The following is a 12,525-nucleotide window of genomic DNA, read 5'->3' on the forward strand; positions in this document are numbered from 1 at the left end:
ACCGGGTTAGCACGACACGACACCACTCGACAGGAGAACCATGCTGACGGCGGAGGAAGCCGAAAGACTGCTCGGCGCGGCGCGTGAGGCCCACGCCCGCGGCGACCTGCTGCTGCACCTGCACGTCGAGGTCAGCCGCCTCACCGGAGTCCCGTCATCGTGGGGTTCCGCGGCGAACGAGTACCTGCAGAACGAGAGCGTCGGCTACTTCCTCGGCGAGGTGGAGCGCGTCGGCTGGCGACTCGAGCACACGGGATACGCGTTCGTCGGGTCCGGGGCGACGACATCGGAACGCGTGCTGAGCACGGGGACCGGTGTCGTGAATCACGGCGGCGTCTCGGGGTACTTCACCTTCCGTCGCGCGTCATCCTGAGGCGACGCCTCGATCCCGCCGCTCCCGATCAATCCGGTGTGAATCCGACCCCGTCGCCGCCGGGCAGGTTCACAATGGAGACCATGGGACTGTTCCAGCAGAAGCCGGAAGAACAAGAGAACCAGTGGGTGCTGCCCTCTGAGCCGATCGAGCGCACGGAGGCGGATGTGCTCGACACGGCGCCCGTCGTCGATCCGCTGTCGATCGGCCTCGGCGCGGAGACCAGCGGTGACCTGAGCTCGGTGCTGTTCCCGGTCGCACCTCCCGCCCCCGAGGCCGAAGAGGACTGACCTGCACCACGTCGCAGTTTCGCCACCGCGACGCAGCGCAACCATCGATTCCCTGCGACCCGCGTGCGAATCGACGAAGGGCCGCGCGGCTACGGTTGAGGAATGACGATCACCGCCGCCGCAGACGGCTCCGCCCTGGGCAACCCCGGCCCCAACGGCTGGGCCTGGTACATCGACGACGCGAACTGGGCAGCCGGCGGTTCCCCGCACGGCACCAACAACCAGGGCGAGCTGCGCGCCGTGCTCGAACTGCTGCTCGCGACGGCCGGCACCGACGAGAAGCTGATGATCGAGTGCGACAGCCGCTACGTGATCGACTCCGTGACCAAGTGGATGCCGGGCTGGAAGCGCAAGGGCTGGCGCAAGTCCGACGGCGGGCCCGTGCTCAACCGCGACCTGCTCGAGGGCATCGACGAGGCGATCCGCGGCCGCGACGTCGAGTTCTCCTGGGTCAAGGGGCACGCCGGACACCCGCTCAACGAGGCGGCCGACGAACGCGCGAACGCCGCCGCCAAGGCCTACCAGGCGAAGCAGGAACCGCGACGAGGACCGGGCTTCACGATGGGAACGGATGCCGGGGCCGCCGTATCCGGATCCGCGTCCGTCGCCGCATCCGCGTCGTCCGCATCGGCCGGTTCCGTGGCCGCCGGGGCGAGTTCCGCGGGCGCGAGTGCGGTCACGACCGAGGACCGCGCCCGCTCGACCGCGGCAGCATCCGCCCCTTCTCCGGCCGCGGCCGCCTCGGTCGCCGAGCCGCTCTGGGCCGAGGCATCCGATCTGCTCGACGGCCTGAACGCCCCCGACGACGACCCGATCGAGCTGCGGATCCCCCTTTCCTCCGACGAGCACGCCCGCCTGCGCGACCGCGCCGAGGCCCAGGGCGTCTCGCTCGAAGAAGCGCTCCGCCGCCTGATCTGAGCGTGGTGGCCGAGGCGTAAACTCGCCCCATGTCGACTCCTGCCCGCACTATCGGCCGCATCTTCCTCGGCGCCTCCCTCGTCTTCGCGGGCGTCTCGCACCTCACGGTGGCTCGTGAGGAGTTCCAGGCCCAGGTTCCGGAGTCGCTCCCGCTCGACCCTGATACGACCGTGCTCGCCTCTGGCGTGGCCGAGGTCGCGCTCGGCTCTGCCCTGCTGCTGGCGCGACGCCGTCGGCGCACGGTCGGCACGATCGCCGCGCTGTTCTTCGTCGCCGTGTTCCCCGGCAACGTGGCGCAGTGGATGCACCACCGTGACGGCTTCGGCCTCGACACGGACATGAAGCGTTTCGTCCGGCTGTTCTTCCAGCCACTGCTCGTCGCACTGGCACTGTGGTCGACCCGCGAACCCCGACGCTGACACGCCGACACAGGGTCACCAGCACGGATCCACAACTGACAGGACGGGCCTCCGCGCGACGGAACCTCGGAGGTCCGATCCGTAGACTCGGCGGATGAGGAAAAGGCGGGTGACGCAGCGGTGAAGGCGCGTACCGTCTTCGGCCTGCTCCGCCTCGGCGCTGCCGCCATCTGCCTCGTGGCGCTCATCCATCGACTGAGCTGGGGGCTCGCGTCGCACACGATCGCGAGCCAGAACTTCTTCGCCTATCTGACCAACCAGTCCAACATCGCGTTCGTCGTGCTGCTGACGATCGCGGGGGTGATCGCTCTGCGCACGGCGCGGGATCCGCGGTGGCTCACGGTGGCACTGGCACTCGTGCTGACCTGGACGATCACCGCCGGACTGGTCTTCGCGATCCTCGTCTGGCAGGCCGGACTCCGCGGCATCCGCATCGATGTGCCGTGGTCGGATCAGGTGCTGCACTTCTGGCTGCCAGCGCTGACGGTGGCGGCGTGGGCCCTGGCGCCCGGCCACCGATCGGTGCCGTGGCGGGTGGTCCCGGTGACGCTCGCCTACCCGGTGCTGTGGGGGATTGCGACGATGATCCGCGGGCCGATGATCGGCTGGTACCCCTATTACTTCCTCGACCCGCGACAGGTGAGCGGGCCGCTGGAGTTCCTCGCCTCGGCGGCGATCGCGCTCGGCAGCTTCGCCGTGGTCTCGACCGTGCTCGTGCTCATCAGCCGGATGCCGCTGCCGAGACGGCTGCGGACGGATGCGGACGACGACCCCGACGAACCGGACGGCTCGCCCGCCGTCGATGGCGAGCAGGTGCCGGAGGAATCCGCTCGGGAGACGGCGACCGCGCGGAGCTAGGCGCGTCGGACGGCGCGGCGCCGGACGGCGCGGCGACCGTGGAACCGGCGCCGACGACGACGGCGGTCAGATCCAGAGCGTGAGCGAGGCGAGGGCGGCTTCGAGAGCCGCCTTCTCGTCGAGGGCGGCGAAGTCCGCGGCAGCGGTTCCTCCGACGAGGCCCACGAGCACGTTCTCTCCTGTGGATGGCTGCAGGTTGATCCAGGTCGGGATCAGCACATCGGCACCCACGGCGTGCCAGATCGACTCCTCGCTCTGCCAGAACGGCTCGTCCCACCGCAGCCAGACGGTCTCGATCGCGCCCATGCCGAGGGCGGCGATCGCGCCGCGCTGCGAGAACGGGAGCGCAGGGTCGAACTCGATGCTGCGCTTCTGGAGCACGCCCAGCGGCACCGTCACGACGACCCGGTCGAACGACAGGGCCTCACCGGTGCCGAGGCGCACGCTGACGCCGGAGTCGTCGTACGCGATGCGAGCGACCGGGGAGCTCAGTCCGACCTGCACACCGTCGAGCGCGTGTTCCACGAACGGAGTGAGATCGTCGCGGGCTGCCTTCGGCTCACCGGTCGGCAGCGGCGGGGCCAGCCAGCTGGAGAGTGCGTCGGCATCGGCTCCCGTGCGGGTGGCGAGGATCGCGAGCAGGGCGGCGGTCGCGGGGTCGGCGGGATCGACGCCCGCCGCGGTCAGGGCGTCGGCGACCGAGGAATCCTCGGGGGCCGCCTGCGCGGTCGTCATCGCCGCGGTGAACGGCTGCGGGTCGACCGGGTCGATGTCGGCATCCGGTGTGCGCCAGACCTCGCCGGTCAGCTCGTCGATGCCGACATCGCCGCTGGTCAACTGATCGAGGACCTCGGAATCGTCTTCGCCGAAGAGCCAGGCGCCGAGCTGCACTGGCACCGGCCACGAGTCGTCGACCTGCGAGTGGACGCGTCCGCCCACGCGGTCGCGCGCCTCGAACACGGTCACCTGCACGCCGCGTTCGGCGAGCAGTGCCGCAGCCGTGGCGCCCGCGAGGCCGGCGCCGACGACGGCGACCCGCTCGCCGGAGCTGCCCGGGATCATGAGCTCTTCCGCGGCGCGCGCACCCGAGGCGATCGCCCCGCGCACCGTGCCGGGAGCATCCTCATCGGTCGCTTCACCGGCGAAGAACACGCGGTCATCGATGGGCAGACCCAGCGCGGTGCGGGTGCCGGCGACGACCCCGACGGGGGTGAAGCTGGCGGCGCCGAGGGCGAACGGGTCGGTGCTCCAGGTGCTGCGGACGCTGCCGGCCGGCGCGGGAACTCCGGGCGGAGGCTCGGGTTCGCGGGTGCGCGTGGGCGTCGGCGTGGGCGCGGGTTCGGGGGTGCAGGAGGCGAGAAGCACCGAAGCGACGCCGGCTCCGGCGCCGAGGAGCAGAGTGCGGCGCGTGATCCTCATCGTGTCGCCACTTTATCCCGAGCCGGGCGGTTCTCGATCCCGCCGAGCGGTCTGGACCCTCCGCCGATGCGACACAGAACGACGGCGCGGGTAACCCGGCGTAACCGCCGGTAACCCCTCGACTCCCCCGCCGACCGGTTCTCGCACCTCACATAGCGTTTCACCACCAAGACCCCCACACAGCAAGGAGAGGCCATGAAGGCATCCCGAAATCGGTTGCTCGGAGCGATCGCGGCGACCGTGCTCACCATCACGCTCGCCGCCTGCTCGACGAGCACCGGTGGCTCCCCCGGCCCCACCAACAGTGACGAGCCCGAAGCGGGAGGAACACTCAAGGTCGCTCTCAACGCCTGGGCGCCGACCAACCTCGACCCCCACCAGCAGGGGAACTCGAATGACCCGCTCATCTTCCGTGCGATCTTCGACACTCTGTTCTGGCAGAAGGAGGACGGCACCTTCGAGGGCTTGCTGGCCGAGTCGTACGACCTCTCCGACGACGGCCGCGTGTACACGATCCACCTGCGACCCGACATCACGTTCCAGGACGACTCGCCGCTCACCGCCGAGGTCGTGCAGCAGAACATCGAGCACATCTTCGATCCTGCGACGGCGGCGCCGCTGCAGGCGTCGTACCTCGGGCCCTACGAGAGCTCGAAGCCCATCGACGACCTGACCCTGGAGATCACCCTCTCCGAGCCGTACTCCGCACTCATCAACGTGCTCTCGCAGGCTTACCTGAGCATCATCTCGGGGAAGCAGCTCACCGAGGCGCCCGAGACGATCGTCGATCACCCGATCGGCACAGGACCGTTCGAGGTCGTCGACTGGCGGGCGGACGAGTCCCTCACTCTCGAGCGCAACGACGACTACGCCTGGGCGCCGGAGTCGGATGCCGGGAGGACGGGCGCCGCCTACCTCGACGGCATCGAGATCAGCTTCGTCGCCGAAGACAGCGTGCGCTACAACGGCCTGGTGGCCGGCGACTTCGATGTCATCGACTGGACTCCGCCGCAGAGCGTGGAATCGGTGCTGAGCAACGACAGCCTCGAGTTCACCAAGTTCGACCGTCCCGGCCACCCGTATTCGCTGTGGCTCAACGAGAACAATGCTCCTCTCGACGACCAGGCGGTGCGGCAGGCGATCTTCGCCGGCCTCGACCGCAAGGCGATCATCGACGCGGTCTCGTTCGGGCAGTGGACGGTGGCGGACGGCTTCCTCGTTCCTTCGACGCCGAACTACGCCGAGAACAGCACCGCCACGTTCACCTACGACGTCGATCAGGCCAACGAGATCCTCGACGACGCCGGCTGGTCCGAGGTCGACTCCGACGGATTCCGCACGAAGGACGGCGAGCGCCTGTCGCTCTACTTCCCCACGACGGGCGACGTGACGCAGGCCAACCAGATCCTCGAGATCGTCCAGGACCAGCTCAAGGAAATCGGTGTCGAGGTGCAGATCGATCTGCTCTCGTCCGAAGATCAGCAGGCCCGCGTCGCAGCAGGCGAGCAGGACATCAGCGCCGGCATCTGGACCACGAACACCGCCGACGTGCTGTTCATCAAGTACAGCTCGACCGAGGTCACGACGCCTGAGCGCCGTGGGACCAACCAGACCAACACCGCCGATGCGGAACTCGATGAACTCGTCGCGGCGGCACGGGCATCGACCGACGCCGACGAGATCGCGGATCTGTACGCACAGGCACAGGAGCGCCTGACCGAGATCGTCCCCTCGATCCCGCTGTACTACCGCCCCTCGCTGGTCTCGTCGCAGGACAGCATGCACGGTCTCGCATTCGACCGCGCCTACGGCAACCTCTGGTTCTACAACACCTGGAAGGAGGGCGCAGGTTCCTGACCGGAACCCGTCAGCCCCCCGCCGGGATGCTGCCGCCGGATCACACGACGATCCTCCGGCAGCATCCCGTGCCCATCACCCCTGACCTTCCGCCGGCGACCATCCCCCGGAGCCCCATGACCTCGACACGAACCGCCCACCACGTGGCCGGGTATCTGCGCCATGCGGCGCTGCGCGCCCTCGCCGGCATCGGAGTGCTCTTCGGCGCCATCAGCCTCGCCTTCGTGGCCCTCTACGTGCTCCCTGGAGACCGGGTCTATGCCGTCGTCGGCGGCGCGGAGGTCAGCCTCACCGTCGATCAAGAAGCGGCGATCCGCGAGCAATACGGTTTCGATCAGCCGCTCTGGGTGCAGTACGGCACTTACCTCGGACGGCTTCTCACCGGAGACCTCGGCACCTCGTATCAGCGCGACCTTCCGGTCGTCGACATCATCGGGGAGCAGCTCGGCCCGACGCTGCAGCTCTCCGGAGCAGCAGCGGTCGTCACGATCGTCCTCACCGTCGCCGTCGCGCTGCTCACCGCGAAGCGTCCGATCCCGCACCGTGTCTCGTCGGTCGTCGAGATCTTCTTCCTGTCGGCACCGGGATTCTGGATCGGCATCGTGCTGCTGACGATCTTCTCCTACTCCCTGCACCTGCTGCCGTCCGTCGGCAGCGACGGCCCCGCGACCCTGGTGCTCCCGGCGCTGATGATCGGTCTGAGCACTGCTCCCGCTCTCATCCAGGTCTTCCGCGGGGCATTGGAGGACGCCCTCGACGAGCCGTTCATCATCACCGCGCGCACACGCGGAGTGAGCGAGGTGACCGTGCGGCTCCGTCACGCGCTGCGCCATGCGCTGATCCCCCTCAGCACGCTCTCCGGCTTCCTGATCGGGGGCCTGCTCGGGGGTGCGGTGATCGCGGAGACGCTCTTCAGCCGGCAGGGCATCGGCCGCGTCCTGGTGACGGCCGCGAATGCGAGCGATGTCCCGCTCGTTCTCGGACTCGTGCTCCTGGCCGCGACCGCCTACGTCGGCGTCAACTTCATCGTCGACCTGCTCTACCCGCTCATCGACCCGCGCATCCGAACGGAGGCACACGCATGAGCGTGACAGAACTCGCCCGACCCAGTCTCGTCCTCGAGCAGATGCCGACCACCCCCGTGGACGAACAGCGCCCCCGGCGGCGCGCCCTTCGCGGATACCCGGTCGGTTTCTGGATCTCCGTCGCCTTCTTCGCCGTCGTCGTGGTCGCGGCCATCGCACCCGCCACCCTCGCCCCCTTCGATCCGCTGTCGACCGACACCTCGAACGTCCTCGCGCCGCCGAGCATCGCTCATCTGCTCGGTACCGACGAAGCCGGACGCGATGTGCTCAGCCGCATCATCTACGGCGCCCAGCCGGCGCTGTTCCTCGGCATCGGCGCGACGATCATCGCGCTGGGGATCGGAAGCCTGATCGGGCTCGCCGCCGGACTCGGCAATCGGTTCCTGGATGCTCTGCTGATGCGCGTGACCGATGTGTCGCTCGCGTTCCCCGAGCTGCTGCTCGCTCTGCTCATCATCTCGATCTTCGGCGGAGGGCTGCTCAACACTCTGCTCGCGATCGGCATCGCGGGAATCCCCAGCTACGCCCGACTCGTCCGCGGCCAGACCCTCGCCATCCGCAATGCGGGCTATGTCGAGGCTGCGCGCGGCATCGGTCTCAGCCCCACGCGGATCGCTCTGCACCATGTGCTGCCCAATGCGATCCGCCCGGTGCTCGTGCTCGCGACGATCGGCGTCGGTACGGCGACCCTCGCCGGAGCGGCGCTCACGTTCCTCGGTCTCGGCGTCGCACCCCCCACCCCGGAGTGGGGATCGATGCTGTCGATCTCACGCAACTTCCTCGAGCGAGCCTGGTGGTACGGCATCTTCCCCGGGCTGACGATCACCGCTCTGGTCGTCTCCACGACCACGATCGGCCGAACACTGCAGCGACGTCTGGAGGGAAAGCGATGAGCCGACCCCTTCTCGAAGTCGCCGGCCTGCGTATCGCGTTCGGTGGCCACGCGGATCGCCTCGACGTCGTCCACGGGATCTCGTTCTCGATCGACGCCGGCGAGACCCTCGCGATCGTCGGCGAATCCGGCTCCGGCAAGAGCGTCACGGCACGCACGCTCGTCGGGCTCACCGGCCCGGACAGCGGCGTGAGCGCGAGTACGCTGCGCTTCGGCGACCACGATCTCCGGACGGCCTCGAAGCGGACCTGGCGCGGCATCCGCGGAGGCGAGATCGGGTTCGTCCTCCAGGACGCGCTCGTCTCGCTGGACCCCCTCCGGACGATCGGCCGGGAGATCGAGGAGCCGCTGCGCGAGCACTTCGCATGGGACGCCTCGCGTCGGCGCGAGGAAGTGCACGCGCTGCTGCGAGACGTGGGAGTGCCCGAGCCGGAGCTGAGACGCCACCAGCGCCCCCACGAGCTCTCCGGAGGCCTGCGCCAGCGTGCCCTGATCGCCAGTGCCATCGCGGCACGGCCGCCGTTCCTCATCCTCGACGAAGCGACGACCGCGCTCGATGTGACCGTGCAGGCGCAGATCCTCCGCCTGCTCGAACAGTTCAAGGAACAGGGGCGCACGCTCCTGCTGATCACCCACGATCTCGCCGTCGTCTCGCAGATCGCCGACCGCGTGATCGTGATGAAGGACGGAACGATCGTCGAGACCGGCACGACCGCCGACGTGTTCGCCGCAGCCGAACACCCCTACACCCGCCGGCTCATCGCCTCGATCCCCTCACACCGCCCCCGGCGGGCCGCGACCGTCGTGGATCGTGCCGCACCCGAAACCGGGCCGGGCCCCTCGGCCTCCGTCGCCGTGGCGCAAGTGGACCACATCAGCCGCACGTTCCGCCTTCCGGGCGGATCCGAGCTGCGGGCGCTCGACGATGTCTCCTTCGCCCTGCACCCGGGTCGCACGCTGGGGCTTGTCGGAGAGTCCGGATCGGGCAAGACCACGGCGGGCCGCATCCTGTTGGGCCAGGAGAGAGCGGATACCGGAGAGGTCCGAGTCGTCGGCACCCGCTGGGCGGATGTCGAGCGACGCGAGCGATCCGCTCTCCGTCAGCGCATCCAGGCCGTGTATCAGGACCCGCTGAGCTCATTCGATCCCCGGCATTCGATCGATCGGATCCTGACCGAGGCGGTCGGGGTGCTCGGCCGCCACGATCGCACCGGCCGTCGGCTGCGCGTCCGTGAGCTTCTCGACCACGTCGAGCTGAGCGCGCAGCTGCTCGATCGGCGACCGCTGCAGCTGTCGGGTGGACAGCGCCAGCGCGTCGCGATCGCCCGCGCTCTCGCCCTGGAACCGACGATCATCGTCGGCGACGAGCCGGTGTCGGCTCTGGACGTGTCGATCCAGGCGCAGATCCTCGATCTCCTCGTCCGCATCCAGCAGGAGACGCAGGTCGCCCTCTTGCTGATCTCGCATGATCTCGGCGTCGTGAACGCGATCAGCGATGAAGTGCTCGTGTTGAAGAACGGCAAGGTCGTCGAGCACGACTCGGTGTCGAACGTCTTCGACCGCCCGCAGGCCGATTACACGAAAGAGCTCCTCGCAGCTATCCCGCGTATCCACGGCGCTCCCCCGCCCATCTCCCCCACGATTGGAAGCACCATATGACCGCCCCCACATCGACCGCACCGGTCAGCACCTACCAGCGCCTCGCCGAACGGTTCCGTCCGGTGTTCGCCGAGATCGCCTCCGGCGCGACGGACCGGGAGATCAACCGCACGCTCCCCTTCGAACAGATCCGGCTGCTGCGGGATGCCGGATTCGGGGCCGTCCGCGTGCCCGAGGAGTACGGCGGCGACGGGGCATCCGCGGTGGACCTCTTCCGTCTGCTCATCGAACTCGCCAGAGCCGACTCCAACGTCGCCCACATCTGGCGCGGACACTTCGCCTTCCTCGAGGTGCGACTCACGCATGAGGATCCGGAGTACCGCCGGCATTGGGGGGAGCAGGCCGTCGCCGGCGTGGTCGTCGGCAATGCACAGAGTGAGCCGGGCAGCGGGGCGCCGACCGAGAGCAACACCGTCATCACCGAGAAGGATGACGGCACCCTGGTGCTCAACGGGGAGAAGTACTATAGCACAGGCACGATCTTCTCGGACTGGGCGAACGTCACCGCGCGATACCAGGACCATCACGCCACCATCGCGGTTCCGCTGACTGCCCCCGGCGTCACGATCCACGACGACTGGGTCGGGTTCGGCCAGCGCCTGACCGGAACCGGGACGACCGCCTTCTCGGAGGTCGTGGTCGATTCCGCACACCTCACGGTGTACTCGCCCGGAGCGCGCGACCGGAGCTACATCTCCGGCTTCTACCAGCTCTTCCTTCTCGCCGTGGTGGCCGGCATCGGGCATGCGGCCGTCGACGATGCCGCGGACTACGTGCGCTCTCGCACGAGACCACTGCTCAGCGGGGCGGCGGCGCAGGACGACCCGTTGTCGCAGGCCGTACTCGGCAGAGCTGCGGGATCCGCCTTCGCGGCCGAGGCTGCCGTGCTGCACGCCGCACAGCGGATCGACGATGCGTACCGCGCTGCGCTGGACGGCGTCTCGGAGAGGGAGCCCTTCGAGGCGGCCGACGTTGCCGCCTACTCGGCGCAGATCGCCGTGATCCCCCTGGTGCTGTCGGTGACCACGGATGTCTTCGACGTCGGCGGATCGTCATCCGTCGCGCAGAGCCGAGCGCTCGACAGGCACTGGCGCAACGCCCGGACGATCGGCGTGCACAACCCGATCGCCGCGCGACAGCGCGCGGTCGGGCACCGGGTGCTCTTCGATGCACTGCCCGATCCGTTCGCCGAGCGTGAGGCGCGGGAGAGCGGAGCGGATGCCGTGCAGGATGCTGCGTCCGATGATGCCGCGGCCGCTGCCGCGGACGAAAGTGCGACCGTCTCGGAGAGCGAGGGCACCGCGTGAGCGAGCGTGATCGGCCTCTCGTCCTGAGCCTGTTCGAGATGGCATCTCCCGTGCACCTGTCGCACGGGCTGTGGGCGCACCCGCTGGATCAGCGTCACCGCGTCGCCGACATCGGGTTCTGGCGAGAGCTCGGCTCCCTGCTCGAGTACGGAACGTTCGACGAGCTGTTCCTCGCCGATGTGCTCGGCGCGTACGACGTGTTCGACGACGGACTCGGCACCGCCGTGCGGGAAGGTTTCCAGATCCCGGCGCTCGATCCCCTCATCGTGCTGGGCGCGCTCGCGGACGCTACCGACCACCTCGGGCTGGTCGCGACGTTCTCGACGACCTACGAGCCTCCTTTCACGTTCGCGCGACGGCTCGCCACGCTCGATCACCTGTCGAATGGGCGCATCGGCTGGAACATCGTCACCTCGTACCTCACGAACGCGGCGAGGAACTTCGGTCTCGCAGATCAGATCGAGCACGACGCCCGGTATGAGATCGCCGACGAGTTCCTCGAAGTCGTGTATCGCCTGCTGCTGCAGTCGTGGGATGACGACGCGATCACCGCCGACCGCGACCGGCGCGTCTACGCCGAGCCGGACGCCGTGCGCTACATCGACCATGTCGGCTCTCGGTTCCGTGTGGCCGGCCCCAGCCTGACCGCGCCCAGCTCCCAGCGCGTGCCCGTGCTCTTCCAGGCTGGCAGCTCGCTTCGGGGGCTTTCCTTCGCGGCGAAGCACGCGGAGGTCGTGTTCGTCGGCGGATCGACCCTCGACGACATCCGTGCGAACGTCGACGCGATCCGCGCGCAGGCGGCGGAGTTCGGCCGCGATCCCGACACGATCTCCTTCCTCGCGGGCGCGCACGTCGTCGTCGCGGAAACCGAGCAGGCGGCGCGCGAGAAGGCAGCGGACTACGCCCGATATCGCACACCCCGGGAGGCTCTCACGCAACCTGCCCGCACCCCCGACCTGAGTCGTTACGAGCCGACGGAGCTCGTCGAAGACATCATCCGACGCGAGGATCACGGGTACCGGCTGCTGATCCGGGAGTGGCGTCCGGGGCAGACGGTCGGCGAGCTCGTCGCGAAGGCGGCGAGCTCACGGAAGGGCATCGCAGGTGACTGGTCGATCGTCGGCGACCCGGTGCAGGTCGCCACCCGGCTCGAGCAGATCGCCGACTACGCCCACCTCGACGGTTTCAACCTGAGCCAGGATGTGAGCTTCGAGTCGGCGCGCGACTTCATCGAGCTCGCCGTGCCGGAGCTGCGGCGACGCGGCCTCGCCCGATCGAGCTATCGCGACGGGGAGACGCTACGGGAGCGTCTGTCGCGCGACCGGTCCGGAGCCCGTCCGCACCCGACCCACCCCGCATGGCAGGTGTCCTCACCCGTGCGGTGAGCAACTCAGGAAGACTTTCAGTCTTAACTCGCAAACCGGCCGATCCCTGGGCGGACCGGCCGG

12 protein-coding genes are annotated in these 12,525 nt (G+C 69.0%); 11 read left to right on the forward strand and 1 reads right to left on the reverse strand.

What is annotated here, in order from left to right; translation table 11 throughout:
- The first annotated feature begins 40 nt into the window (after window positions 1-40).
- The 5 genes from J7E45_RS08245 to J7E45_RS08265 all read left to right on the forward strand — a co-directional run bounded on the left by J7E45_RS08245 (window position 41) and on the right by J7E45_RS08265 (window position 2,858).
- On the forward strand, window positions 41-373 hold the full coding sequence (locus J7E45_RS08245; protein ID WP_091032854.1) for a hypothetical protein: 333 nt from the start codon (window positions 41-43) through the stop codon (window positions 371-373).
- Between the two features lie 83 nt (window positions 374-456).
- The gene (locus J7E45_RS08250; RefSeq protein WP_091032857.1) at window positions 457-663 is read left to right on the forward strand and encodes a hypothetical protein; all 207 of its coding nucleotides are present in this window, start codon (window positions 457-459) and stop codon (window positions 661-663) included.
- A gap of 102 nt (window positions 664-765) precedes the next feature.
- The gene (locus tag J7E45_RS08255; RefSeq protein ID WP_215068426.1) at window positions 766-1,581 is read left to right on the forward strand and encodes a ribonuclease H; all 816 of its coding nucleotides are present in this window, start codon (window positions 766-768) and stop codon (window positions 1,579-1,581) included.
- A gap of 29 nt (window positions 1,582-1,610) precedes the next feature.
- Entirely contained in the window at window positions 1,611-2,000 is a 390-nt protein-coding gene (locus J7E45_RS08260) for a DoxX family membrane protein (protein ID WP_167633825.1), read from the forward strand.
- 120 nt (window positions 2,001-2,120) lie between these two features.
- A complete protein-coding gene (locus tag J7E45_RS08265) occupies window positions 2,121-2,858 on the forward strand; it encodes a Pr6Pr family membrane protein (protein ID WP_308162078.1) in 738 nt (245 codons plus the stop codon).
- 66 nt (window positions 2,859-2,924) lie between these two features.
- Here the strand turns inward: J7E45_RS08265 and J7E45_RS08270 are convergent, their stop codons facing one another.
- Window positions 2,925-4,277: an FAD-dependent oxidoreductase gene (locus tag J7E45_RS08270; protein ID WP_215068429.1), complete on the reverse strand. Its 1,353-nt coding sequence runs from the start codon at window positions 4,275-4,277 to the stop codon at window positions 2,925-2,927.
- A 195-nt stretch (window positions 4,278-4,472) separates the two neighbouring features.
- On the opposite strand from J7E45_RS08270, the gene J7E45_RS08275 reads away from it, so the two are divergent.
- The 6 genes from J7E45_RS08275 to J7E45_RS08300 all read left to right on the forward strand — a co-directional run bounded on the left by J7E45_RS08275 (window position 4,473) and on the right by J7E45_RS08300 (window position 12,462).
- Window positions 4,473-6,134: an ABC transporter substrate-binding protein gene (locus J7E45_RS08275; protein ID WP_215068431.1), complete on the forward strand. Its 1,662-nt coding sequence runs from the start codon at window positions 4,473-4,475 to the stop codon at window positions 6,132-6,134.
- A gap of 116 nt (window positions 6,135-6,250) precedes the next feature.
- A complete protein-coding gene (locus J7E45_RS08280; RefSeq protein WP_215068433.1) occupies window positions 6,251-7,219 on the forward strand; it encodes an ABC transporter permease in 969 nt (322 codons plus the stop codon).
- Window positions 7,216-8,112, forward strand: a complete 897-nt coding sequence (locus tag J7E45_RS08285) for an ABC transporter permease (protein WP_105710648.1) — start codon at window positions 7,216-7,218, stop codon at window positions 8,110-8,112. Before J7E45_RS08280 ends, J7E45_RS08285 begins: the two co-directional genes overlap by 4 nt.
- Window positions 8,109-9,770 (forward strand): ABC transporter ATP-binding protein, encoded by a 1,662-nt coding sequence (locus tag J7E45_RS08290; RefSeq protein ID WP_215068435.1) that lies wholly within the window; start codon window positions 8,109-8,111, stop codon window positions 9,768-9,770. Before J7E45_RS08285 ends, J7E45_RS08290 begins: the two co-directional genes overlap by 4 nt.
- The gene (locus tag J7E45_RS08295) at window positions 9,767-11,077 is read left to right on the forward strand and encodes an acyl-CoA dehydrogenase family protein (protein ID WP_215068437.1); all 1,311 of its coding nucleotides are present in this window, start codon (window positions 9,767-9,769) and stop codon (window positions 11,075-11,077) included. Before J7E45_RS08290 ends, J7E45_RS08295 begins: the two co-directional genes overlap by 4 nt.
- A 38-nt stretch (window positions 11,078-11,115) precedes the next feature.
- A complete protein-coding gene (locus tag J7E45_RS08300) occupies window positions 11,116-12,462 on the forward strand; it encodes an NtaA/DmoA family FMN-dependent monooxygenase (protein ID WP_215068439.1) in 1,347 nt (448 codons plus the stop codon).
- Window positions 12,463-12,525: the final 63 nt, after the last annotated feature.

It is taken from the genome of Microbacterium sp. ISL-59, assembly GCF_018613945.1.
Classification (GTDB): Bacteria; Actinomycetota; Actinomycetes; order Actinomycetales; family Microbacteriaceae; genus Microbacterium; species Microbacterium oxydans_B.

Coding starts and splice junctions, on each gene's coding strand:
- J7E45_RS08245 (WP_091032854.1), top strand. CDS start 41: ATGCTGACGGCGGAGGAAGCCGAAAGACTGCTCGGCGCGGCGCGTGAG.
- J7E45_RS08250 (WP_091032857.1), top strand. CDS start 457: ATGGGACTGTTCCAGCAGAAGCCGGAAGAACAAGAGAACCAGTGGGTG.
- J7E45_RS08255 (WP_215068426.1), top strand. CDS start 766: ATGACGATCACCGCCGCCGCAGACGGCTCCGCCCTGGGCAACCCCGGC.
- J7E45_RS08260 (WP_167633825.1), top strand. CDS start 1,611: ATGTCGACTCCTGCCCGCACTATCGGCCGCATCTTCCTCGGCGCCTCC.
- J7E45_RS08270 (WP_215068429.1), bottom strand. CDS start 4,277: ATGAGGATCACGCGCCGCACTCTGCTCCTCGGCGCCGGAGCCGGCGTC.
- J7E45_RS08275 (WP_215068431.1), top strand. CDS start 4,473: ATGAAGGCATCCCGAAATCGGTTGCTCGGAGCGATCGCGGCGACCGTG.
- J7E45_RS08280 (WP_215068433.1), top strand. CDS start 6,251: ATGACCTCGACACGAACCGCCCACCACGTGGCCGGGTATCTGCGCCAT.
- J7E45_RS08285 (WP_105710648.1), top strand. CDS start 7,216: ATGAGCGTGACAGAACTCGCCCGACCCAGTCTCGTCCTCGAGCAGATG.
- J7E45_RS08290 (WP_215068435.1), top strand. CDS start 8,109: ATGAGCCGACCCCTTCTCGAAGTCGCCGGCCTGCGTATCGCGTTCGGT.
- J7E45_RS08295 (WP_215068437.1), top strand. CDS start 9,767: ATGACCGCCCCCACATCGACCGCACCGGTCAGCACCTACCAGCGCCTC.
- J7E45_RS08300 (WP_215068439.1), top strand. CDS start 11,116: ATGGCATCTCCCGTGCACCTGTCGCACGGGCTGTGGGCGCACCCGCTG.